We start from the raw sequence: 24,685 nt of genomic DNA, 5'->3' as shown, positions 1-24,685 counted from the left end.
CCAGGGTGAACGGTTGGAGATAGCCGAACGCGGCAATCGGGATTGTCTATCCCGTACTGTCCGGATCGTCGCCGTCCCCGAACAGATCCAGCCGGGCGGCCGCCATGCCGAGCTGGAAACGGGTGTCGACGTCGAGCTTCTCGCAGATACCGGCGAGGTAGCGGCGGAGCGTACGGGTGGAGATGCCCAGCCGCCTGGACATGAATTCGTCGGACCGGCCGCGCTCCAGATGGCGCAGGATGGTCAGTTCGATGTCCTCGAAGACATCGGCGGCGTAGCCCGCCCCGTCGACCGGCTTGGCGTGGTCCCAGATGTGCTCGAATATCAATTCCAGGAAGCCCACCACGGCCGGGTCGCGGAACAGCGCGCCGCCGCCGTCCTTTCCGGCGGGAACGAGCGCGTAGGCGCTGTCGAGCAGAATCATCCGTCCCGGAATGACCACGGCGGTACGCACCTGGGCACCCAGATCGCCCAGGTGCCGCACGTGCGCGAGTGCCTCCCGCTGGCGGCGGGCGGTGTGCGGCAGCACGGTCCGGTAGACGACGCCGCGGTCGAGCAGATCGCGGTCCAGGTCGAGCGCGGCCCGCAGCGTCGGCCCGCTGCCCAGGGTCGGATGGGCGGTGAGCACGCTGTGCTGGACGCGCAGCGACAGGTCGGCGAGCCGCTCGCGTACGGCTTCGCCGTCGGCGAGCAGCTCCGTGGTGGTGTCGGCCTGCCGGCGCCGCTGGTGCTCCTCGTACAGCGGGCCGAGCGGGCGCAGGTCGCGCCGGGCCGTGTCGATGCGCCGCATCAGCCGGTGCACCTGCACCTGGAGGGAGGCGGTGAGCTCGGCCGCGGCCAGGCTCGGCGAGACCGCCTCGTACCGGTGGGGACCGTCCTCCTGGAGCAGGCGGTGCGCCAGCAGCCGGTTGACGGACTCGGCGGACAGCTCTGTTCCCGGCCCGGGCCCGCCGGTCGCCGCGTCAGCGGCGGACGGCGCCTCCAGCAGCCGGCGGTACACATCGATGTCCTCTGGTCTGAGTTCGTCTTCCGACACGTCGGGTCCTCGTGGTCGTGCGCGGCTCACAGGGCGAAGCAGCGCTCCAGGAAGTCGGTCGACACGTCCCCTTTGATGAATTCGGGGTGCCCGAGGATCTCCTGGTGCATCGGGATCGTGGTGTGCATGCCGGGTCCGGAGACCTCGAACTCGGCCAGGGCCCGCTGGGTGCGTTCGATGCAGCTGCCGCGGTCCGGCCCCCAGACGATGAGCTTGCCGATCATCGAGTCGTAGTAGGGGCTGACCCGGGCGCCGGGCACGTAGTCGGTGTCGACGCGGACCCAGGGGCCGCCGGGGACGCGGTAGGTCTCCAGCGTTCCGGGGGTGGGGGCGAAGCCGCGGGCCGGGTCCTCGGCGTTGATGCGGCACTCGATGGCGTGCCCGCGGATGTCGATGTCCTCCTGCTTGACGGAGAGCGGGCTGCCGGAGGCGACCCGCAGCTGCTCGCTCACCAGGTCGACGCCGGTGACGAGCTCGGTGACCGGGTGCTCCACCTGGATGCGGGCGTTCATCTCCATGAACCAGAACGTGTCCTCGGCCGCGTCCGGGCCGGTCTCCAGGAGGAACTCCACGGTTCCCGCGCCCCGGTAGCCGACCGCGCGCGCTCCGGCCAGTGCCGCTTCGCCGAGCCGGGCGCGCAGTTCGGGCGAGACGGCGGCGGAGGGCGACTCCTCGATGAGCTTCTGGTGGCGCCTCTGTACGGAGCAGTCGCGCTCGCCCAGGTGGACGGCGCCGCCGAAGTCGTCGCAGACCACCTGGATCTCGATGTGCCGGGTCTTCTCCAGGTAGCGCTCCATGTAGACGGCGCTGTTGCGGAAGACGGCCTGGGCGCTCGCCCGGGTGGCGACGTAGGCGTCGCGCAGGTCCTGGGGCCGTCGCACGACGGTGATGCCGCGGCCTCCCCCGCCCGCCGCGGCCTTGATGATCACCGGGTAGCCGATCTCGGCGGCGACGGCCTCGGCCGCCTCCACGGAGTCGACCGGTTCCACGGTGCCGGGCAGCAGCGGCAGGCCGGCCTCCGTCATCAGCCGGCGGGCGGTGGCCTTGTCGCCGACGTTCTCCATCACGTCCGGCGGCGGGCCGATGAAGGTGATGCCGTCGTCGGCGCAGATCTCGGCGAAGTACGGGTCCTCCGAGAGGAATCCGTAGCCCGGGTGGATGGCCTGGGCCCCGGTCCTGACGGCGGCGCCGATGATGTTGGGGATGTGCAGATAGCTCCGGGCGGGTGCGCCGGGGCCGATGTGCACGGCCTCGTCCGCCGCCTTGACGAACTGGGCGTCCGCGTCGGGGGTGGAGTACACCGCGACCGTACGCACTCCCAGGTCGCGGCAGGTCCGGATGATCCGCAGCGCGATCTCGCCGCGGTTGGCGATGAGTACCTTGTCGAACACGTCTCGGTCCTCCTGTGTGGGTCCGGTGTCCCGGACTCTCAGTCGACGGGAACGAGATCGAAGAGCGGCTGGGCGTACTCGACGACCTCACCGTCCTGGGGGTGGACCGCGTGGACCCGTCCCCTGACCTCGGCGGTGATGGAGTTGAGCAGCTTCATGGCCTCGATGATGGCCAGCTGGGCTCCGGATTCGACGATGTCCCCGACCTTCACGAACGGCTCGGAGCCGGGCGAGGACGCCTGGTAGAAGGTGCCGACCAGGGGTGCGGTGACCGTCACCAGACCGGCGGGCGGCGCGTCTGGCGCCGGGGCGTCGGGCGTGGCCGGGGCCGCCGCGGCGGGTGCCGGGGCCGCGGGCGCGGCAGGGACGGCGGCGGGCGCGTACGCCGGGGCGTTCTCCCACTCGACGTCCACACTGATCCCGCCGGCCCGCAGCGTGATCCGCCGCAGGGTGCCGGGCAGTTCGTCCGCGAGCAGCCGGGTCTGCGCCCGCAGTTCCTCCACGGACATGGGCTCCGTGGCGGGCTTGGTCTCAGTACTCATCACTCTTCTCCCAGTCGACTGTCGGCTGCCGTTCGGGGTCCCCGAACCGGTCGAACCTGTCCCGGCGGATCTCGACGAGCCGGTCGCCCGCCAGTTCGAGCAGCGGGGCCATGGTCTGTACGAGGGCTGTCCTCACATTGAGTGCCGTGGGGTACGGGGCGGTGTGCGCGCCGTCCACGGGCTCCGGCACGATCGCGTCGACCACACCGAGGCGCAGCAGGTCGGACGCGGTGAGCCGGAGGGCGTCGGCGGCCCGGCCGGCCTGCTCGGCGGTGCCGAAGAGGATGGTCGAGCAGCCCTCCGGGCTGATCACCGAGTAGTAGGCGTTCTGGAGCATCAGCACCGAGTTGGCGACGCCGAGCGCGAGCGCTCCGCCGCTGCCGCCCTCGCCGGTGACGATGGAGACCACCGGCACCCGCACCCGGGAGAGTTCGAGGATGCACTCGGCGATGGCCAGGCTCTGGCCGCGTTCCTCCGCGCCGATGCCGGGGAAGGCGCCGGGGGTGTCGATGAACGCGACGATCGGCAGGCCGAACCGGTCCGCAAGCCGCATCAGGCGCAGCGCCTTGCGGTAGCCCTCGGGGTTGGGCATACCGAAGTTGCTGCGGACGAGTTCGGAGGTGTCGTGGCCCTTCTGGTGGCCGAGGACCACCACGCTCTGGCCGCCGATCCTGGCGATGCCGCCGGTCAGCGCGCGGTCGTCGGCGAAGGCCCGGTCGCCGTGCAGGCTGACGAAGTCGTCGAAGACGAAGCCGATGTACTCCTGGACGGTGGGCCGTTGGATGTTACGGGCCAGCGCCACGGTCTCGCGGGTGGTGCGGACCGCCGGGAACGGCTCGGTGAGCGGGGCGGACCCGGTGCCCTCGGGCAGTTCGGGTACGGAGGGGCCGAGCAGGGTCAGCAGCCTGGCCAGGTACTCGCGCTGGTTCTCGCGGGGCACGACGGCGTCGATCATGCCGTGCTCCAGCAGGAACTCGGCGCTCTGGAAGCCGGCCGGCAGCTCCTCCCGGATGGTGTTGCGGATGACCTGGGGCCCGGCGAAGCCGATCAGGCTGCCCGGCTCGGCCAGGATGACGTCGCCCAGCATCGCGAAGGACGCGCTGGCACCGCCGAAGGTGGGGTCGGTGTTGAGGTTGATCACCGGCAGCGCCGCCTCGCGCAGGGCGGCGATCCACTGCGAGGTCTTCGCCATCTGCATCAGGGACAGGGCGCCCTCCTGCATACGGGCGCCACCGGAGGCGGCGATCAGCAGCAGCGGGAGCCGCTCCGCGAGCGCGTGGCGGGCCGAGGCGGCGATGCCCTCGCCGACGACCGAGCCCATGGAGCCGCCCATGAAGCCGAAGTCGAGGACGGCGACCACCAGGGGACAGCCCTCGATCGTCATCCGGCCGCAGAGGAGCGCGTCGTTGCGCCCGGTCCTGGCCTGGGCGTCGCGGAGCCGGTCCGGGTAGGGCTTGCTGTCGGTGAAGGAGAGCAGGTCGCGCGGCCGGTACGCGTCGGGCAGCGGCTCGAAGCTGCCGGGATCCGCGAGCTGGTCGATGCGCACCTGCGCGGGTATCCGGAAGTGGAACTGGCATTCCGGGCAGACTTTTCGGTTGCGGTCGAGCCGTTTGCCGTAGACGAACGCTCCGCACGCCCCGCACTTGCGCCACTGGACGTCCTGTCCGGCCCGCACCGGTCCTTGTTGTTGCGCCATGGGTCCCTCTCCCCTCTTATTCGTGGTCCGCCACGGGCGTGGCCGTCCGCTGCGGCCGGCCGGCGGTGGCCTTGGCCATGCCGAACGGCGGCATGTTGCGGTAGACGGTGTGCATCCGGTCGGGATCGACGACGTACGCCTCGTGGTATATGCCGACGGCGCCGTTGTTGCCGATGCTGCGGTTGAAGCGGGCCCAGGCGGGGCGGTGGGACGCGTCCATGGTGCGGGAGTACGTCATCAGCTCGTCCATGCTGCGCCAGTACTGGAGCACGATCACGGTGCGGTTGATCCAGGTGCGGGAGCCCAGGAATCCGTGCTCCTTGTTCTTGTTGAGCTCCATGAGCATCGGGAACATCGCGATGAAGGAGGGCAGCCAGCGGTGCACCTTCCAGAAGCTGTTGATCCTCATGCCTATGAGGAACACGACCGCTCCCTCCGGCGGATCCGCCACCTGCGGTACGGTCTCGACCTTGTTGGCCACGGGGCTCTCCTCTCTCAGAACGGGTAGCTGCGGGCGGGACTGCTGACGGTGAGGGTGTGCCAGCGGGTGAAGGCGTCCAGTGCGGCACGGCCGCCGAATCCGGAACCGTTGCCGGAGGCGCCGACGCCGCCGAAGGGCAGCCGGGGGTCGTGGTTGACGGGCTGGTCGCCGACGTGGACGACCCCGCAGCGCAGTTGCCCGGCGACGTGCCGGCCGCGGTCGGCGTCGCAGGTGTAGACGGCGGCGGTCAGTCCGTGGTCGGACGCGTTGGCGAGCGCGACGGCCTCGGCGTCGTCGGCGAACTCGGTGACGGTCGCGACGGGGCCGAAGACCTCGCGGCGGAAGATGTCCATCCGCGGTGTGACGCCCGCCAGTACGGTCGGCGGGAAGTACGCGCCGTCGGCCCGTCCGCCGGTGACCAGCCGGGCGCCCTGGGCGACGGCGCCCTCCACCGCGGCGGCGATCCTGACGAGCTGCGAGCGGTTGATGACCGGCCCGATCTGGGCGTCCTCGCGGAACGGGTCGCCGATCCGCAGCGCGGCGGCGTGCCGGGCGAGGGTCTCGGTGTACTCCTCGGCCCGGTCCCGGTGGACGAGGTGGCGGCGGGCCGCCATGCAGATCTGGCCCTGGTGGAGGAAGGAGCCCCAGGAGCCGGCGGACGCGGCCTGCTCGATGTCGGCGTCGGGCAGCACCACGAAGGCGTTCTGGCCGCCGAGTTCGAGGACCACGCGCTTGAGCAGCCGCCCGGCGAGGGCGCCGATCTCCCGGCCGACCTCGGTGGAGCCGGTGAACGACACCATCGCCACGTCGGGCGCCTCGACGAGCGCCCGGCCGGTCTCCGCGTCCCCGTACACCACCTCCAGTACGCCCGGCGGGAGGCCGGCGGCGGCCAGCACCTCGGCGATGACCCGGCCGCCGGAGAGCGGGGTGTGCGGATCGGGCTTGAGCAGCACCGCGTTGCCGAGGCCCAGCGCCGGGGCGACCGAACGCATGGCGAGCAGCAGCGGGAAGTTCCAGGGGACGATGACGCCGACGACGCCGAGGGGCACCCGCCGCACCTCGTCCTGGCGGCCGGGGTCGGAGCCGGGGCCGTGCGGGGTCTCCGGGGCCGTGGCGAGCTCGGCGCCGTGCCGGAGCTCGGCGACGCCGGCGCCCACTTCGAAGAAGGCCTTGCCGGGGATGGAGCCGCCCTCGCGGACCAGCAGCTCCTGGATCTCCGGCGCGCGTTCCTGCATCAGGTCGGCGGCCCGGGTGAGGACCGCCGCCCGGTCGGCCGCGGGCAGCAGGGCCCAGCCGGCCGCGGCGGCGGCCGTGCGGCGGGCGGCGGCCGCGACCGCGCCCGCGCCGGAGAGCGGGACCGTGCCCAGCACCTCGCCCGTGGTGATCTCGCGGCTGGTCAGCAGCGCGGTTTCGGTGGCTGTGCTCACCTGCGTACCTCTGTTTCGTCGTCGGCGCCGTCGGCGGCGGATTCGGTGCGGTCGGCCGGGGCGGCGGGGCCCGCCTCCCGGGTCAGTACGGCGTAGGCGGTGACCCGGCCCCGGCCGGTGGTGACGGAGACCTGGACGTCGCCGTGGAGCACCGAACCGGCGAAGCGGGCCACCTCGCCCCTGAAGAGCAGCGTGTAGGGCCCGTCGTCCGGCCCCCGTACGTCGATGTCGCCCCAGTGGCAGCCGACCCTGGGCGGTGCGGCCAGGGCCCGCAGCGCCGCCTGGCGCAGCGTCCAGCCGACGGCCGAGGTGCGTCCGGCGGGCAGCCGCAGCGCCTCGGTGCCGTGCCAGGCCACCAGCCGCTCGAAGGATTCGACGCGCATCTCGTAGCTGCCCACCCGCACCACGGTCCGCTCCCCGTCAGGCATGGACCGGCCGCCCCTTGCCGAGCATGTGCTCGACCATCGCGACCAGGTTCCCGACGGTCAGCCGGTCGAGCATCCGGTCGAGGGTGAGCCGGCCCGCCCAGATCTCCGGGTCGAGCTGCGGCATGACGACGTGCAGCCTTTCCAGTCCGCGCCGGCTGATGACGCCGTTCTCGTCGCAGAATTCCGCGTCGGGCACCTCCCCCTGCAGATAGCGGCCGCACCGCTCGACCGTGATGATGAGTGGTACACAGCATTCGATACGGAAGAAGACATCCAGCAGATCAAGTGAATCCAGGCCGAGATCGGCGGAGAACGAGAGATCCTCGGTGTATTTCTCCGGGGCGAGTCCCATCGCCTCCACGATGACGGACCGCACCACTCCTTCGACGTCGTATGCAGACATGTGCGTCACTCCTGTCCGGCTGCGGCTTCGTGGCCTTCGCCAACCAGATCCGCGGGCCGTCCCGGAACGGACACCTCCGCACCCGTGCGCTCCGCCGGGCAACGGACACAGGCGGCCGGCGGCAGCCACTCGCCGTCCTCGGCCGCGGCCAGCGCGCGGCGCAGCCTGCGCAGGCAGCGGGTCCGGATCGGGCCGACCGAGCCGACGGTCATGGACAGCGAGGCGGAGATCTCCTCGTAGGAGGCCGGCGGGTCCTCCAGGGCCAGCAGCAGGACGCCTCGGCACTGTTCGGACAGCGTGGAGACGGCCCGCAGCACCTCCTCCTCGCGGTGCGCCCGCAAGGTGATCTGCTCGGGGCTCTCGTGGTGTCCGGACAGCCCTTCGAGGGTCTCGCTGTCCCCTACCATCACCAGTCGCCTTCCCCGCGTCACCACCTTGATCGACTCGCGTCGCGCGACCGTCGCGAGCCAGTCGCCGACCCGTTCCGGATCACGAATTCGGCTGACGTTCTGGACGAGCCGGAACCAGGTGAGCTGCCGCACGTCCTCGGCATCCACTTCGTTCATCCGGTAGCCACGAATAACGGACCAGATGAGCCTGCCGAACCGGTCGATCATCTCGTCCCACGCGGCCTGTTCGCCGCGTTCACACCCCGCCAGAATCTCCGCATTCCCTTTAAGGGCCATTTGGGAGTCCTCCGTGTGGAATTGATCTGTCTTTCGACGGATGTGCATTCCATGCAACCCTTCCCCGACTGCCGGGGGCAAGTTCTCCGGGTGTCAGATAGCGGACTGGCCGGAGGTGGACACCACCGCCCGCGCACCCGGCTCCGGTCCGGGCGCGCGGGGTCATGCCGGTGTCCCGGGCGGCAGGAGCTCGGCCATGGCCGAGCGCAGCCGTACCGGCAGTGGCCCGGCGTCGTCCGCGCTGCCGCGGATGGCCACGCCGAGGGCGAACCGGTCCCACACCTGGAGCACATGGACCTGCCAGAGCGGGCGTTCGGGTTCGGGGATCTCGTCGTCGACGACGGCGAGCCCGCCGTCGCGCAGCCGGTGCACGGAGAAGGCGTCGAAGCCGCGGCACATACCCATGCCGGTGGCCTTGGTGTACGCCTCCTTCGCCACCCAGGAGTCGGCGAAGGCGTGGCCGCGCTGGTCCTCCCGGTTGCGGCGCAGCACCTCGTTCTCCAGCGGGGTGAAGACCTTGGGGGCGAACTGCATCGCCTCCGGCCTGGCCGGGGTGGCCTCCGCGTCCACTCCGGCGATCCGGCCGCGCACGACGATGGCGGCGATCAGCCCGTTGGTGTGGGTGATGTTGAAGTCGAGTCCCCAGCTGGCGCCCTCGACCTGGGGCCGGCCGTACTTGCCGGTGCGGAACCGCCAGGAGTCGGGCGGGGCGTCGGTGTACAGCGACAGGACCTGGCGGGACAGCAGCCTGGCGCCCAGGAAGCGGAGCCGGGCGGCCGGGAACAGCAGCCGGTCGTGCCGGGCGCGTTCTTCGTCGGTGAGGAGCTCGGCGCCGCCCGTCGCGGCGGCGAACCGCTCCACGTCCTCCTCCGCGAGCAGCCACACCTCCGCGCTGTCCGCGAGCGGGTCGGGGTGCTGCCCCCCGGGGGCCATGGGTGCTGTCTCCATAGGGGGTTCACCCGTTCACGGGGAAGGCGCGGAAGGAGAAGAGCCGGCCCTCGCGGTGCGCGTGCAGCATCGCGTCCGCGACCTCGGAGATCTCGGCGGGGCCCGCGGCCCGCTCGGTGGGCCGGAACTGCTTGAGCAGCCGCTCCAGGCAGACGAGCAGTACGGCCGGGGAGCGCAGCTCCGGGGCGATGCTGTCCCGCCCGTTGAGGTAGAGGTGGACGACGGCCGCCGCGGCGGACACCGTCGTGTACTGCTTGGCCAGGTCGAAGAGCTCGGCCGACTGGGCGACGGCCTTGCCGAGTTCGGCGCTGAGCTTGCGGTGCTCCTCGGCGAGCCGGTCCAGTTCGCCGACGATCAGCCCCGCCGTGTCGGCCGCTCCGGCCAGCCGGGCCGCGTCGGGTCCCCAGGCGGCGGCCGCCGCCAGGCGCAGTTCGGCGACCGCCGGGCGCAGCGCGACCACCGGGTCGTCCACGCCCCGGCTGAACAGCTGCTGCTCGGAGGGCCGGTAGGGCTCCATGGGGTGGGCCGGGTCGAAGAGGGGCGCGGTCCGTGCGGTGGCACCGGCCACCACCTCGGGGACCTGCTCGACGGCGTTGGCGAGCAGCCGCTCCAGTTGCAGGGCGATGTTCTTCAGGTTCACCACGGTGTTGCCGTCGGCGAAGTCGGAGATCACGAAGTCCCGCATGACCTTCTGGAAGATCCCGTGCCGGGGGTGGGACCGCAGGTAGTGGCGGGCCCCCAGGACGACGGCGAGCCGGTCGATCGACTGGGCGAGGAAGGTGGGGATGAAGTACTTCACCACGGACGACCAGACGCTGGCCTGGTCCGGGCTCAGCTGGAGGCTCCGTACGGCGCCGAGGGTCAGCGCGTCGGCGATCAGCAGGTCCGCGTAGCTCTCCACGAGCTGGCGCTGCGAGTACGGGATCTCGGAGACCGGGCCGCCGAAGATCTTCCGCTCCACAGCGAAGTCCAGGGTGGTGCGCAGGGCGGTGTCGACACAGCTCATCGCGATGCCGGATATCGCGATCCGCACCAACTGGCCGCTCTTCAGCGACACTTCGAGGCCCTTGCCCCGGCCGCCGATGAGGGCGGAGTCCGGTACGAAGCAGTCGCGCAGCCTGACACCGCTCATGTCCAGGCCCCGCAGGCCGTGCAGCGGCTCGTCCGGCAGGTGCTCCAGTTGGCCGGCCGCCAGGCCCGCCTTCTCCACCGCGAAGATGGAGTATCCGCCGGGCCCGCCCTTCTCCGAGGTACGGGCGAAGACCATCACGGCGTCCGCGACGGTGGCGTTGCCGATGGTCCACTTCTCACCGTTGAGCAGCCAGCCGCCCTCGGTGCGCCGGGCGGTGGTCTCGTTGGCGAGGATGTCGCTGCCGTGGTTCCGCTCGGAGAGGCCCCAGGCGAGCTTCCCGCCGCCCCTGATCACGTCGGCGAAGTGCTGACGCTGGCGCGGGGTGCCGCCGACCCACACCGGCATGTAGCTGATGCTGGCCAGGACCATCGCGGTGGCCGAGGTCGGATCGCGCCGGGCGACGAGCCGGTAGAGGTTGAAGCCGTCCTCGACGTTGACCGCCTTCCCGCCGTGGGCGGCGGGCACCATCCAGTCGTACAGGCCCCAGCAGGCGACCGTGTTGACGAACTCGTGGGGATACTCCTGGCGTTCGTCCAGTTCGAGGACGCGGGAGAACGGCATCGGTCCGGACGGGTCGTGGGGATCGCCGAGGTGGCGTTCCAGATCGGCCATCAGCGCGTGGAGATCAGTCATGTCCTGTCATCCTCCGGAAGCCGTGGTTCCCCGTTCGGGGAGCTGTCGCACAGCCGGACCGGCAGTGCGGTGAAGAGCCGCCGCTCGGTGTCGAGCGCGGTGACCAGCCGGCCGAGGGGGGCGATGTCCGGGCCCGCCCGGCGGGGGTCGCGCCCCTCGGCCAGCGAACGGGCCAGGGTGAGTACGGGGTTGAGCCAGGCGGTGCCGCCCCGGTCCGGATCGCCGTAGAGTCCGGGCCGGTCGCGGTGGAACCACCAGGTCAGGGCCGCCGTGCCGGCCGCGTACAGCAGGCAGAGGCGGTCGGCGAGATCGAGGGTGTCGGGGGCCGCCTTCGGCGAGCGCGCCCGGTCCCGCTGTGCCTCCACCGCGGTCCCGAGGGTGGCCGCCAGGTCGGCCCGCAGCCCGGTCACCGAGGCGGCGGCTGCCGTGTCGCCCCGCCGGCCGAGCTCGGCGGCGATCTCCCCGGCGTACTCCGCGAAACCCAGCAGGATGTCGTCCTTGGCCCGTACGCCGAGGTCGAGCGCGGCCGGATCGAGCGGGGGCAGACAGGAGCCGTCCCCCAGGGCGAGGACGGCGTCGAGCCGGAGCCGGCGTTCCGCGGACTCGCGGCCGCCCGGCTCCGGGGGCGTCCCGTCGCCGTACGCGGCCGCGTAGGACGGCAGGTGCATCGCGATGGCCCGGAGGTTCCCGAGCAGGCTGGTGTCGATCACCTCGACCATCCCGTTGTCCCGGACCGCCTTGTCCAGCACCCCTCCCGGGCCCTCCCGCAGGACGGCCCGCGCCCCCGCCATGGCGCGACAGCGGGCGGCGGAGGCGGCGGTGAGCCGGGTGGCGACATGCTTGACGACGGAGGAGGCCAGCGCGAACGCGCCGGGCGCCACATGGATGGCGCGGGCCGCGACGAGAGCCGTGAGGTCGGCGGCGAACAACTCGGCTGCGGCCAGCGCGAGTTCACGGGAGCCGTACGGGGTCTCCGCGACCGGAACCCCGCCGGTGCGGTGCGTGCGGGCGAAGCGCAGGGCGGTGCGCAGCGCCGTGTCGGCGGTGGCCAGGCAGCCCGCGGTGCTCATCAGCCGGACCACCTGCTGGGCCCGCATCGCCCCGGCGAGGCCGCTGCCGACCGTGCCGACGACGGCGCTCGGGGGCACCGGGACGCCGGTGAACTCCAGGTCCGCGAAGTCCATGCCGCGCATGCCGGTCGTCCGCCTCGGCGGCAGCCGCCGCACACCGCTGTGCGCCAGCTCCTCGGGGCCGAGCAGCAGGGCGGTGAAGGCCGCGGGCCCGCGCTCCGCCGTGCGGGCCACGACGACCGCCGCCTCCGCGGTGGAGCCGCGGCCCACCAGCCACTTGGTGCCGGTGAGCCCGCGGTCGTCGTCCAGGCGGCAGGTGTTGGCCAGTACGTCGCTGCCGGCCTGCTCCTCGGAGAGCGCGAACGCGACGGTGCGTCCGTCGCGCACCCAGCCGGCGATGGTCCGGTGCTGTTCGGGGGTGCCCGCGGCCAGCACCGTCATGACGGCGGAGATGCTGAACATGGTGGCCGGCATGACGTTGACGTCGCGGCGGGCGGCGACCCGGACCAGGATCTGGGTGTCCTCCAGCGAGTGGAGCGTCCCGCCCAGCGCTTTCGGCAGGTAGCCGAGGTGGAGACCGGCCGTGCGCAGCCGGGCCTCGGCGTCGGCCGGGTACGCCCCGGCGGCGTCCCGTGCGACGCCGGCGGCGAACCCGTACGGGTTGTCCGCCTGCCACGGGTCGCCCAGCGCGGCGTCCAGCCGTTCGGCCCGCGGGTAGGGGCCCGCGCCCTCGCCGCCGCCGGGCAGCGCCCTCAGCCGGTGCGTGGGGGCGGTGGCGTCGGGCGAGGGGGCCGGCTTCTCTCCGGCGGCCGGTGGTGAGGTGGTCATGGGCGTGCCCCGGCCACCGGGCCGACAGCGGCCGCGTCCTCGGGGGACGGGCGGGTGCCGAGGCCCGTCGGGAAGGTGACGCCCGCACCGCGCAGCACGGAGAGCCGCTGGTGGAAGGCGGCGCCCGTCATGATCTGCCGGGCCACGTCCGCGACCCTGCGGTGCTCGGGCGCCGCCAGGTAGGTGCCGCGGACCCAGGCGTTGAAGCTGCCCATCGCCGGGCCGCACCAGATCTGGTAGTCGACGGCCCGGTCCGCCTCGCCGGTCTTCGCCCAGCGCGACGCCATCCCGAGGTACCAGCGGAAGATCAGCGCGGCCCGCCGCTTGGGGTGGTCGGCGGCGCGGGCGAGCTGGTCGGGGTCGCGGCGGGTGAAGTACTCGACGGTCTCCGCCCAGACGCTGTCCAGGGGGCGGCGGAAGATCTGCTTCTCGACGCGTTCGCGCACCGCCGCCGGGATCTCCTCGATGCCGTCGTGGGCGCGGTAGAGCTCGTACAGCTGCTTGGCCCGCATCGGGAAGAACGTGCCGCGCTTGAGCACCTGGAGCTCGACGCCCATCTCGAACATGTCGGCGGCGGGTGCCATCTCGAAGTCGGCGATGCCCGCCTGCGCGAGCATCTCCTTGACCCGCGGCGAGGTACCCGCCTCCAGGCAGGACTGGTTGACCGATCCGGTGACGATGTAGTCCGCGCCCATCGCGAAGGCGCCGGCCGCCGCCTCGGGCGAGCCGATGCCGCCGGCCGCGCCGACCCGGACGCGCTCCGGGTAACCGTGCTCCTGCATGATCGCGTCGCGCTGGCGCATGATGACGGGCAGCAGCGCGGGCAGCGGACGGCGGTCGGTGTGCCCGCCCGAGTCGGCCTCGACGGTGATGTCGCCGGCGACGGGGACGAGCTTCGAGAGCCGGGCCTGCTCCTCGGTGACGGCGCCCTCCTCGACCAGGGCGCGCACCATCGCCTCCGGCGCGGGCCGCATGAAGAGCTCGGCCAGCTCGGGCCGGGACACCTTGGCGATGACCTTGTTCTCCGCGATGACACCGTGCGGGCCGCCGGCGCGGAGACCGGCGAGCCGGTAGCGCACGATGTGCGGGGTGAGCGTGAGGAAGGCGGACGCCTCCACACAGGGCACCCGGTACTTCAGGAAGAGGTCGACGGCCGTGCGCTCCAGCCGTTCCTCGCTGGGGCTGTGGATGAGGTTGCAGGCGTACGGAAGTCCGGGGATCTCGTCCCGGAAGCGGATCAGCGCCTTCTCGATGGCCTCCGGGAGGAGCCCGGCCGCGCCGTACGAGCCGAGCAGTCCGGCCCGCGCCATGGCGATGACCATGTCGGCGGAGGCGATGCCGTTGGCCATGGCCCCGCTCATGTAGGCCTGGCGCAGGCCGTGCGCGGCCAGGAACGCGGCGCTGCCGAGCCGTTCGGGCCCGAGCGGGGGCGCGGTGGCGACGATCTCGTGCTCGCCGCCGGCCACGACCGCGCCGCCGGTCACCGCGCCCAGCCCGTAGGGCCCGCGCACGATGTAGACGGGTTCCCCGAGACGCATCAGGGCTTCGTGCACCCCGGTGTCACCGACCGCGGGCGCCGCGGTCCCGGTCCACCTGGGCCGTTGGTGGTCGCTGGTCATGCTGGGTCTCCTGTCGGGTCGGACGAGGCCTCGGGCCCGGTCGTGGTGGATCTCGATTCCTCGGGCGGGGGTTCAGGGCCTGCCGGGTGGCCGCCCGGTCTGCGGCCACCCGGCGGGCTCAGGCCCCGTCGTGGTGGATCTCGATGCCGATGCCGCCCAGCTGGTAGATCCGCAGGGTGGACTTCCAGACGCTCGCGTCGCCGAGCAGCACGATCCGGCCCGGGGTGCGGCGCACTTCCTTGACGTGCACGTCGAACTCCATGTCGGGGTCGTCGCGCAGGATCTGGCCCCGGTAGGACCAGGTCGTCTCGGTGCCGGAGAGCATCGCGAAGCGGGGGTTGACGAGCCCGTCGGTGAGCCCCGTCTCGACCGCGTACACCTGGAGTCCCTGGAGCAGGGCCTCGACGCCGAGGGAGCCGGGCATCACCGGGTCGCGGTGGAAGTGGCAGGAGAAGTACCACTCGTCGGGCTCGATGGAGCGGTGGCCCCGCAGATAGCCCTGGCCGTGCTTGCCGCCGCCGGGCAGGATGTCGACCCACTCGGCGAGGTCGAGGTGGCCGCCGGCCAGCCGGGGTCCGCCGCGGGTGTCCTCCGCGGCCCGGTGGGCGGCGAGTTCGACCCGGCGGATTCCGGCGGGCCTGGCCGGCTGCTGGTCGAGCCACGGCAGGACGTGCTTGCCCTTGTCCAGGCCGACCTGGTTCTCCAGGGCCTTGGCGTTGAAGTAGCCGAAGAGCGACTCCCCGGTGTAGAACACCTCGCCGTCGGCGGAGAGTTCGTAGCGGTAGTTCTGCAGGATCGACCCGGGCATCTGGTCGCTGGACAGCAGCGTCGAGCGGTGCTGGATGGTCTTGCCCCGCAGGTCGATGTCCTTGACGAGGGTGGCGCGGCCGTCGAGGTTGCGGATGCTGAACTGCTCCTCGGGGAAGGGCAGCGTGGCGCCCAGGTAGTAGCCGAGCAGGATGGCCGCCTGGAGGCTGGACTCCATGTAGACGCAGTTGGGCATGGAGGGCGAGCCGTTGTCGCCGTAGTACCAGGCGTCCTGCGGGGAGTCGTACTCGGTGACCATGACCGCGCCGCGCTTGAGCACCCCGCGGGTGCCTTCGAGCTCCATCACCCGGTCGACGAAGAGGAAGTCGCCGTTGGGGATGTACGGGGCCCGGCTGTCGGCGTAGACCTCGAACTCCGGTCCCATCGCGGTGGCCAGGTCGCCCCTGGCCGCGTGCGCCATGTGGAACTCGCTGAGCAGGGCCCGCTCACCGGTGGCGGGGCTCAGCCGGCCCAGGAAGTGCGGCACCTTGCCGCCGGCCTCCGGGCGGTAGGGCGTGCCCGCCTTCTCGACCAGCCGGATGCCGAGACCGGTGACGCTGATCGACGGCTTGCCGTCGCGCAGCACGATGACGTCCGCGGTGATCGCGGGGCGGGGCAGCAGGGTCAGGTCGGTGATGTCGATCCGGTACTCGATGCGCTCGGTGTCCGGAGTGATCTGGCCGCGCACCTTCACCTCGGTCTTCAGCCCGGGGACGGGCTGGAACCGGGCGTCGGGCAGGGACAGGTGCAGGCCCAGGGAGAACGCGTACGTCTCCAGCAGCTGTACGGCGCCCTCCGCGACCAGCGAGCCGGCCAGGACCGGGTCGTCCGGGAAGTGGGAGGTGAAGTACCAGCCGTCCGGCACGAGGTGCTTGACCGCCTCGATCCGTCCGAGGCCGTGCGCACCGCCCTTGCGGTCGAGCAGGGTCACCTCGTCGGCCATGCGCAGTTGCTCGGTGGGCAGTCTGAGCGAGCTGTTGGTCCCCTCGGGCTTGCGGTGGCCGGGCCCGAAGACCTCGTCGAGCCGTCCCTCCGCGAGCAGCGCCAGGTCCTGGGAGGTGAGTGAGGTACGGGCGGTGGCCGCCAGCGGCTTGAAGGAGCTGGCCCCGGAGAAGGCGGCGTTCTTGGCGGGCGGTACGGCCTTGCCCTGGATGATGCCGAGGGAGCTCTCCAGCTCCTCGTCGGTGAAGAACCCGGCGCAGGCGTTGTTCAGCTTGAGGATCAGCTCGCCGTCGGCGTAGCAGTCGTAGTGGAAGAAGAACAGCATCGTGTCGCCCTGCCGCACGAACTGGTCGATCCAGATGTCGTAGCGCAGGGTCTGCCCGACCTGGGGAAGGTCGCCGACGAAGCTGAGGCTGCTGTCGAGGAGGCGGTACACACGGTCGCCGCGGTTGGTGAAGTCCGCTCCGAGGTAGCTGATCAGGAGCAGGTCGCACTGTCCGGCCTCGATGGTGACCGCGGGCGGGACCTGTCCGTCCACGGCGTACCAGGCGTCGGCCGGCACGTCGTACTCGGTACGGATGAACGAGGGCCTGAACTCCCCGGGTTCGGCCTCCAGCGCGGTGACCCGCGTCGCGAAGTGGTACGGGGGCGCGGGGAGCCGGATCCGGCGGCGGAAGGCGTCGATCTCGGCGTAGCGCTCCCCGAAGACGTTGCCGATCCTGCCGGTGGCGAACTCCAGCAGGTCGTGCTCGTCCCAGATGACTCCTTCGGGCTTGGGCGGCCGGGGCGCGGCGACGGGGGCGGTGGCCGGGGCCGATGCGGCGAGCAGCGCCGTGAGCTGTTCGCGCAGGGCCTGCTGGGCGTCCAGCACCTCCTGGTGCGCCTCCAGCATCTCGCTGCGGAGTCCGCGTACCAGGGTGAGGGTGGTCTCCTCCGCGGTCCGGGCGGGGCGGGCGGGCAGTGGCGTTCCGAAGATGGCCGGCCGCGGTGGCTCCTGCGCCGGGGCGGCCGGCGGCACGGTCGCGGCGGTGGCCGGGATCATCGTGATGGGCTCCCGCTCCAGCTCGATTGCTGATGCGGACGGTGGGGCGGCGGGGCGGATCGACATCGCGGAGTCCCATTCCGTGGCGGTTTCGGCGCCCCCTGCAGTTGCGGGGGCGGGAGTGGCGGGAGCCAGGGGCAGCCCGGATCCGGCGGGAGCGGCTGTGGCCGGCGCGCCCGCGGCGAAGGAGGCGCCGAGTGCGGCGACGGGCACCTCGGTGGTGGTGACGGTGGCCGTCGCGGTGGCGGTGGGCGTCGCGGTCGTGGTCGCGGGGGGCGTCGCGCTGACGGTCGCGGCGACGGGCTTCGCGATGACGGCGTCGGCCGTGACGAGTTCGGCCGTGACGGGGTCGGCCGGTTCGGTGTGCAGTCCGGCGATCGTGGCCGCCGCGCCCTCGGCGACCAGCGGCGGGACGGGGGCCCCGCCCACGGTGAAGGTGCGCAGCCCCAGGGTGCCCCGGGTGCCCGAGGGCGCGGCGGGCGGTGCGAACGGGGCGAGGTCGACCGGGACGCCGTGGGAGGCGAGCCGGGCCACCAGCCGGGCGATGTCGGTCGCGCCGCGGGCGCCCCGCCGGTCGACGGAGACCGCGAGATGGGGCTCGTCCCCGAGCGTCTCGTGGATCCAGCGCGCACACGTACTGCTGGGACCGACCTCGATGAAGCAGCGGAAGCCGTCCTCGTAGGCGCGTCGCACCAGCTTCGGGAAGTCCACCGTCTCGCGCAGCGTCACGGCGATGTTCCCGGCGACGGCGTCCGCGTCGAAGTCGGTCACCGGTGCGTAGTGCCGGCTGCTGTAGAGCACCAGGTCCCCGACGTCGCCCGTCGGATAGCGGTTGAGGTCGGCGAGATCGGTCAGCACCCCGTCGACCACGGAGCAGTGCATGACGTGGTTGGCCGGGGAGCGGGCGCTGCGGCAGGCCAGTTCGGCGATGACCTCCTTGCACTGGCCCGGGTCACCGGCGACGACCACCTCCAGCGGGGTGTTGACGTGCGTGATGAAGACCCGCTCGAAGCGCTGGACGACAGCCTGTACGTCCGCCGCCGGGGCGAGGAGCACATGGGTGGACCAGACCTCGTTGTCGGGCACCTCGTCGCCGAGTCCCCACAGTTCGCGCACGGTCCGCTTGGGGCCGCGCAGCATGTCGTCGAAGAGCGGTGAGGCGCTGATCTTCTCGTCGCCGCGCGCGCTCTTGATCCAGCCGCCGGTGGCGAAGAGCATGCTGCTCTCACCGAGGCTGTAGCCGAACGCGCCGTCCACCGGAATGCCCAGCACCTCGCGCACCAGGTCCGTCGAGAGCAGCGCGTAACTCGTGCCGGCCGCCAGCATCAGCGGGATGTCCTCGACGAGTTCGGCCTCCCGCCGCATCAGGTCGCGGCGCCCCATCGGGGTGAGCGAGCGCGGGTAGAGGGAGGCGCTGCGCAGCAGTTCGGCGGGGAGTTCGGCCTGGGCCTCGAAGCGCGGCAGCAGGCCGGGGAACGAGCGGAAGAGCGAATGCCCCAGCCCCAGGTACGAGTTGAACGCGCCCGGGAAGACCAGGGCTACCTTCCCCTCCGCGCCCAGCGGGCGGGCGGTGAAGTAGCTGCCGGACGGGGAGAGCCACTCGCCGCCGGACTCCCACACGCCGGGGAGGTCCTTGAGCGCCTGGTCGATCTGCCGGGCAAGCCCCTCGGTGCTGTCCGCGACGAGCACCGCCTTGAGGGGGGCGGGCCGGTCCTCCGCGAGGGCCGCCCAGTCGCCGTCCAGGGCCGTGCGCAGCTCACCGAGCCGGCGCAGCAGCCCGGCGATGTCGTCCGCGCCGACGGGGACGACGAGTGCGCCGCCGGACCTGGTCCAGTCGGTCTCGGTGACCTCGCCGCGCACCTGGCCGCCGGTGAGGACGACGTGCGCGTGGCTGCCGGACGTACCGGTGACGCTGACGGAAGCCGCCCGCCGTCCGTCGCGGCGGGTCCGCAGCCAGGGCCGGGAGTCGGCGGCGAGGAAGAACGCGGAGCCGCCGAGCCGTTCGGCGTCGACGCCCGCCGGTGCCACCGGGAAGTAGCCGTGGTGCAGGCAGAGGGCGGCCCGGATGACGGAGGCGAGCGCGGAGGCGCAGCCGCTGTCACCGATGGAGCCGTGGACACCGGACACGGCGGTCCGCAGTTCCCCGCCGGACCGGTCGGCGGTCCAGGTGCGGGCGAGTCCTTCGAGGGTGGCGGGGTCCGCCGCCCCCGTCTCGACGAGCTCGACCTCGCCGGGGGTGAGCCCGGCGGCGGCGAGCGCGTCCTCCGCGGCTGCGGTGACCAGCTCCGCGTCCACGCCCGGGGCGACGCCCGCCGAGTGGCGGACGGCGAGGGCCGACACCGTGGCGTACACGGTCCGTTGGGCCGGCACCGATGCGGGCCGGGTCACGACGACCGCTCCGGCGCCCTCCCCGAGGACGCGGAGTCCGCCGGTGACGGTGCCGGGTTCCAGCAGTTCGCGGGCGAGGGTGCTCTCCGGTCCGGCGGCCAGGTCGACGGCTCCGACGAGGACCGCCTCGACCGTGGGGTCCATCAGGAGGAGCCGGGCGACGTCGAGGGCGTCGACCCCGACCGCGCTGTCGGAGGAGAGGGTGAAGGAGGGGCCGTTGAGGTTCCACAGCGAGGAGACCCGGCTGGCCATGATGTTGCCGATGTAGCTGAGGACTTCGTTGGGTTCGATGGAGTCGTGGATGCCGTTGCGGGCGGCGCGGGTGAGCGCGGCCAGTTGCTCGGGCGAGGGCCGCACACCGGCGCTCGCGCACCACTCGGTGAGCTTGCGGCCCAGTTCGTACCGGGAGCCGTGGCCGTGCGCGCTGGGCTCCATCTCCATGCCGAGGACCACGCCGACCCGGCGCGGGCTCCCGCCGGCTCCGCGACCGGGGCGGGGCCGTGCGTACCCGGCGTCGAGCAGTGCCTCCTCCGCGACCCGCATCATCAGCAGGTGCTGCTGGTTGAAGTGGTCCAGTTCCTTGGGCGGAATGCGGTACGAGGTCGCGTCGACCTCGAACTCCTCGATGTACGCGGCCCGGGGCACGCCGTCCTTGGCGAGCCCGGCCCGGTCGAGCGGCCCGCCGTCGACGGTCTCGAAGCCGCGCCACCGCTGCTCGGGCAGCTCGCGTACGGCGTCGAGCCCTTCGTATCCGGCGCGTTCGAAGGCGTCCAGGGTGGTGAAGGAGCCGAAGTGGGCCCCCATGCCGATGACGGAGAGGGCGGGCGGGTCGGTGGGGGGCGGGGTGTCGGCCGGGGGCCGCGGCGCGGCGCCGGCGTCCGGGCCGTCCGGTGCCGAGAGCACCACGTGTGCGTTCGTACCGCCGAAGCCGAACGCCGATACGCCCGCGCGGCGCGGGTCTCCGGCTGCCGGTTCGGGCCAGGGCCGCAGTTCCCGTACGACACGGTCGGCGACCGTGCCGGGCAGCGGTTCCTCGACGCCGATGGTCGGGGGGATGGTGCCGTGCGCGAGCGACAGGACCACCTTGATGAGGCTGCTCATGCCGGCCACCGTCAGCAGGTGCCCGAGGTTGGCCTTCACCGAGCCGAGCAGCGGACCGCGCCCGAAGAACTCCTCCACGCTGCCGAGTTCGGTGCTGTCGCCGAGCGGGGTGCCGGTGGCGTGGCACTCCAGGTACTGGATCGCGGACGGGTCGACGCCCGCCTCGCGGTAGGCCAGCTCGTACGCGGCCCGCTGCCCGGCGGCGTTCGGCGCCAGCATGTGCTTGCCGGGGCCGTCGTTGGTCAGGGCGACCGCGTCGATGACCGCGTACACCCGGTCGCCGTCGCGCTCGGCGTCGGCCAGCCGCTTCACCGCGATCATCGCGGCGCCCTGGCCGGTGACGATGCCCCGGGAGCGGGCGTCGAAGGGCTGGCTGAATCCGTCCTGCGGGTAGGCCCGCAGGTCGGAGAAGGACAGGTGGACGACGGTGGGGTCGGGGGCGCAGACGCCGCCGGCGAGCATCACGTCCGCGCGGCCGGTCTCCAGGTGGAGGCAGGCCAGCTTGAGCGCGTACAGCGCGGACGAGCAGGCCGCGTCCAGGGTGAGCCGCGGCCCTTCCAGGCCGAGTGCCGCGGCCACCACCTGGGCGGGCATGCCGCCCGCCCACAGGTTGTGGGCGGCGGCCACGCCGTCGGGTGAGCCGCCCCCCGGACCGGCGGCGTCGTCGCCGCCGGCCGGGGCGGTGATGCCGGCGGCGGCCGGGAAGCCCGCTTCCACGAGCCCCTCGGCGACCGCCGTGTCCCACAGTTCTCCCACGAGCCGGCCGGAGGCCGGGGTGGGGAACGGGTAGTTCCCGAACACCACCCCGGTCCGCCGCCCGCTCCGGCCGTCCGCGGACGCGGGGGATTGGCCCGCGTCGGCCAGAGCGTCCCTGGCCACTGAGAGCGCCCAGTGGAACGAGCGGTCGAGACCGGCCAGGTAGTCGGGCGGGAGAAGGTATCCATTCGGTTCACGGAGGGCCCCGGGGCCGCCGCTTCCGGCGGTCCCCGCGGACGGGGAGCTCGCGTCGTGCTCGTCGAGGAATCCGCCCCGGAGGCAGTAGATGCGGTGCCTGTCCTCGGGGTCGGTCTCCCTGTCCTGCGGGGAGTGCCCGAAGATCCGGCTGCCTCCGTCGGTGCGTGAGTCCACGCCGCCGATCAGGTTCCGCCAGTAGTCGTCGGGGGTCCCGGCGCCGGGGAAGAGGCAGGCCAGGCCGACGATCGCGTACTTGCCCATGAGGGGTCAGCCTCCGATTGTCCGAATGGGGCCGGTCGGGGGCCCGGTGAGGGGCCTCCCGGCCGGGCGCCCGGTGAGGGGCGGGGGGAGAGGGAGCACCGGCCGGGGTGTCAGACCGAGACGGTGCCGGCGGCGACCTGTACGGGCTGCCCGAACTTGCCCTCCAGCTGCGGGTCCTCCACCACCGACACCCCGTCCATGACCTGGAGCACACGGCCCTCCCGGTCGAGTGCGGTGACCGAGCAGGTGATGCCGGTACTGACCTCCTCGATGTTCTCCACGGCGATCAGGAACTCCTGGTCGCTGGGGATCTCGGCGAAGAAGCGGGTCCGGGCGATCTCCATCGGCAGGCACGCCCGGCTCCGGTGCTGCCGGACCCAGACCAGCGCCGACTGCAGCAGCAGATCGGCCAGCACCGGGCTGTGCAGCGTTCCGTGGTACGCACCGCGTGCGGGGCGCCCGTCGGTGAGCCGGGCGCTCAGCAGCAGGCCCCGCGCGTCCGAGGACAGGACGCGGCGGAGGCCGCGCAGGCTCGGTCCGTGGAAGAGCGTGCCGTTGCGGTACAGCGGTCCCGCGTCCGTGCCGCTCGCCCCGCGGGCGGTACCGGCCAGGTCCGTACGGTCCGCGAGGCCGGCTCCGGCGTCGCTCGTGACCAGGTTGGCGCCGTACGCGGGCCGGCTCTGCCCGGCACCGTCCACCGCGGACGCCAGGACGTCCACCGTGTCGGGCCGGGAGTCGCGGCCCGGCTCCAGGAACAGCCGCAGCCGCGAGGGGGCTTCACCCTCTCCGTCCAGGACGACTCCCTTGAAGACCCGGAAGCCGCTCACCTCGGTGACCGTCTTCCCGCTCGCCGTCTCGGCCGCGCCGATCAGGGCGCCGAGCGCCGCGGTGGCGGGCAGCACCTTCCTGCCGTCGATCGTGTGGTCGCCCAGCAGGGCGTCTGCCGCCAGTTCCGCCAGATCGCGGTCCGCCAGCAGCGAGACCGGGGTGCCCGGTCCGGCGGCGGGCGGGGCGGACAGCGGCTTCAGCGGACCGGCGACGATGACCGTGTCGTGGCCGCGCGCCGCGGTGAACTGCTCGGCGAAGATACCGGCCCCGGTCCGTACCGGGACCAGCTCCACACCGCGCGAGGCGAACATCCTGCGCAGGTCGTCGGTGACCATCCCGCCGTCCCAGGCACCCCAGTTGACCGAGGTGACCCGGGCCGAGGGCAGTTCGTGCTTCAGCCGGACGGCGAGCCGGTTGAGCGCCTCGTTGGCGACCGCGTAGTCCGACTGGCCCCGGTTGCCGAAGAAGCCGGCGACGGAGGAGAAGAACACCAGGTGCCGCAGGTTCGCGGTGCCGCGCAGCGCGTCCAGCACATGGCCGAGGCCGAGGACCTTCGTCCCCAGGACGCGGTGGACCTCCTCCGCGGTCTTCTCCACGATCAGCCGGTCGGCCAGCACACCGGCGCCGTGCACCACTCCGGTGACCCGGCCCGCGTACGGTGCCAGCGCGGCCCGTACGGCGGCGGCGTCGGTGATGTCGACGACGACGTACTCGACGGTGGCGCCGCTCGCCCGCAGCCGCCGGAGGTTCTCGGTGATCTCCCGGCTGCCGGTCACCTCCCGGTAGACCGCCTCGACCCCGCGCGGGGTGGGCTTCTCGCCGGTGGCGGCGATCCGCTTGGCGATGGCGCCCTTCAGCCCGGCGCCTTCCAGTCCGGCCGCCCAGCCGGGCTCCGGCGTCACCTCGCTGCGGCCCAGGAGCAGCAGCCCCGCCGGCCGTGCGTCGACCAGCGCCTGGAGGCAGTCCGCCGTGATGCCGCGGGCTCCGCCGGTGACCACGAGCAGGTCACCGGCATCGATCTCGGGCACGACGGCCAGGTGCCCGGCGGGGGCCTCGGCCGAGGGGACGACCGTGCGGCGCCCGTGGGCGTCGTGGGCGACGTCCGCGAGGTCCGTGGCCAGGTCGCCGATCTCGCCCAGGAAGCGGTCGGCGACCGTCCGGTCGTCCAGACCCGGTGCGAAGTCGACGGTACGGGTGAAGAGTTCCGGGACCTCGATCCCCAGCGTCTTCACCAGTCCGGAGACCCCGCCCAGCAGCGGCGACCCGGACGCGCTCCCCCGGTAGCCGTTGGCCCCGTCGAGCTGGGTCAGGGCCACGAAGCCGGCTCTGTTGCCGGCGGCGGCGGCCGCCTTCAGCGCGGGCTGTGTCTGCTTCGCCACGAGTACGGTGTGCGCCAGCCGCTGTGCCGCGTCGGCCCACTCCTGTCCGGTGGCGGCCACCAGCTGCACGACGAGGTCGATGCGCGTGGCGGTCACGGCACGGGCCAGCTCGGCCGCGTCCCATGTCCGCAGCTGCTGCACCGAGTCGGCGGCCTCCGTGGTCGCCACCTCGCCGGGCAGCCCCACGACCTCGACCCGCCAGCCGTCGGCACGCAGCGCGCCGATCACCGGACCGGCCAGCGCGGACCCGTCGTCCACGACGAGCGCGGTCCGGTGGTCCGCGTAGGCCTCCACGACCCGGTAGGGCGCGGGCAGTTCCTGCACCGAGGCGAAGGTCCGCCCGACCCCCGGAGCACTCGGGTAATCGACCACCAGGGGCACCTGGGAAGCGGCGGGGGCGGGGGCGCTCGCGGCGGCGGGAGCGGGAGCGGCGGCAGCGCTCAGGAAGCCGGCGACGTCGTCGAGGGTGCGCAGCTCACCGAGGCGTTCCGGATCGACATCACCCGAGACGGGGAACCGCTCCTGCAACGCACCGAGGATCTGGACCCGCTTGATCGAATCGATCCCGAGATCCGCCTCAAGATCCATACCCGGCTCCAGCATCTCCGCCGGATAACCCGTCTTCTCCGCCACCACACCCAGCAGAGCTTCCAGCACCGCACC

Annotated in this window: 15 protein-coding genes; all 15 read right to left on the bottom strand. The window is 72.8% G+C overall.

Going from position 1 to position 24,685, the window contains the following annotated elements:
• Positions 1-46: 46 nt before the first annotated feature.
• A complete protein-coding gene (locus tag ACIQM0_RS06260) occupies positions 47-1,036 on the bottom strand; it encodes a hypothetical protein (protein WP_401283965.1) in 990 nt (329 codons plus the stop codon).
• Positions 1,037-1,062: 26 nt separating this feature from the next.
• Entirely contained in the window at positions 1,063-2,427 is a 1,365-nt protein-coding gene (accC, locus tag ACIQM0_RS06255) for an acetyl-CoA carboxylase biotin carboxylase subunit (protein ID WP_401283963.1), read from the bottom strand.
• Positions 2,428-2,465: 38 nt separating this feature from the next.
• A complete protein-coding gene (locus ACIQM0_RS06250; protein ID WP_401283961.1) occupies positions 2,466-2,969 on the bottom strand; it encodes an acetyl-CoA carboxylase biotin carboxyl carrier protein in 504 nt (167 codons plus the stop codon).
• The gene (locus ACIQM0_RS06245; protein WP_401283959.1) at positions 2,959-4,665 is read right to left on the bottom strand and encodes an acetyl-CoA carboxylase carboxyltransferase subunit alpha; all 1,707 of its coding nucleotides are present in this window, start codon (positions 4,663-4,665) and stop codon (positions 2,959-2,961) included. Before ACIQM0_RS06245 ends, ACIQM0_RS06250 begins: the two co-directional genes overlap by 11 nt.
• Positions 4,666-4,681: 16 nt before the next feature.
• Positions 4,682-5,146 carry a DUF4188 domain-containing protein gene (locus ACIQM0_RS06240; RefSeq protein ID WP_401283957.1) on the bottom strand — a complete coding sequence of 155 codons (465 nt, stop codon included), beginning with the start codon at positions 5,144-5,146 and terminating at the stop codon, positions 4,682-4,684.
• Between the two features lie 14 nt (positions 5,147-5,160).
• Entirely contained in the window at positions 5,161-6,573 is a 1,413-nt protein-coding gene (locus ACIQM0_RS06235; RefSeq protein ID WP_401283955.1) for an aldehyde dehydrogenase family protein, read from the bottom strand.
• Positions 6,570-7,001 (bottom strand): hypothetical protein, encoded by a 432-nt coding sequence (locus ACIQM0_RS06230; protein ID WP_401283953.1) that lies wholly within the window; start codon positions 6,999-7,001, stop codon positions 6,570-6,572. The genes ACIQM0_RS06235 and ACIQM0_RS06230 overlap by 4 nt, the downstream gene beginning before the upstream one ends.
• A complete protein-coding gene (locus ACIQM0_RS06225) occupies positions 6,994-7,404 on the bottom strand; it encodes a phosphopantetheine-binding protein (RefSeq protein WP_385033087.1) in 411 nt (136 codons plus the stop codon). The genes ACIQM0_RS06230 and ACIQM0_RS06225 overlap by 8 nt, the downstream gene beginning before the upstream one ends.
• Before the next feature lie 5 nt (positions 7,405-7,409).
• Positions 7,410-8,090 (bottom strand): RNA polymerase sigma factor, encoded by a 681-nt coding sequence (locus ACIQM0_RS06220; protein WP_401283951.1) that lies wholly within the window; start codon positions 8,088-8,090, stop codon positions 7,410-7,412.
• Between the two features lie 162 nt (positions 8,091-8,252).
• Positions 8,253-9,023: a 4'-phosphopantetheinyl transferase family protein gene (locus tag ACIQM0_RS06215; RefSeq protein WP_385033093.1), complete on the bottom strand. Its 771-nt coding sequence runs from the start codon at positions 9,021-9,023 to the stop codon at positions 8,253-8,255.
• A 22-nt stretch (positions 9,024-9,045) separates the two neighbouring features.
• Entirely contained in the window at positions 9,046-10,803 is a 1,758-nt protein-coding gene (locus tag ACIQM0_RS06210) for an acyl-CoA dehydrogenase (RefSeq protein WP_401283949.1), read from the bottom strand.
• Positions 10,800-12,701 (bottom strand): acyl-CoA dehydrogenase family protein, encoded by a 1,902-nt coding sequence (locus tag ACIQM0_RS06205; RefSeq protein ID WP_401283947.1) that lies wholly within the window; start codon positions 12,699-12,701, stop codon positions 10,800-10,802. Before ACIQM0_RS06205 ends, ACIQM0_RS06210 begins: the two co-directional genes overlap by 4 nt.
• Positions 12,698-14,320: a PfaD family polyunsaturated fatty acid/polyketide biosynthesis protein gene (locus ACIQM0_RS06200; RefSeq protein ID WP_401283945.1), complete on the bottom strand. Its 1,623-nt coding sequence runs from the start codon at positions 14,318-14,320 to the stop codon at positions 12,698-12,700. The genes ACIQM0_RS06205 and ACIQM0_RS06200 overlap by 4 nt, the downstream gene beginning before the upstream one ends.
• Positions 14,321-14,438: 118 nt before the next feature.
• Positions 14,439-21,815, bottom strand: coding sequence for a beta-ketoacyl synthase N-terminal-like domain-containing protein (locus ACIQM0_RS06195; RefSeq protein ID WP_401283943.1), 7,377 nt, complete (start codon positions 21,813-21,815; stop codon positions 14,439-14,441).
• Between the two features lie 110 nt (positions 21,816-21,925).
• The coding region (locus ACIQM0_RS06190) for an SDR family NAD(P)-dependent oxidoreductase (RefSeq protein WP_401283941.1) at positions 21,926-24,685 on the bottom strand (2,760 nt) is incomplete at its 5' end.

It is taken from the genome of Streptomyces sp. NPDC091387 (assembly GCF_044756945.1).
Classification (GTDB): Bacteria; Actinomycetota; Actinomycetes; order Streptomycetales; family Streptomycetaceae; genus Streptomyces.
The sequence above is the reverse complement of the archived record's forward strand: the minus strand, read 5'-3'. Positions and strand labels throughout refer to the sequence as shown.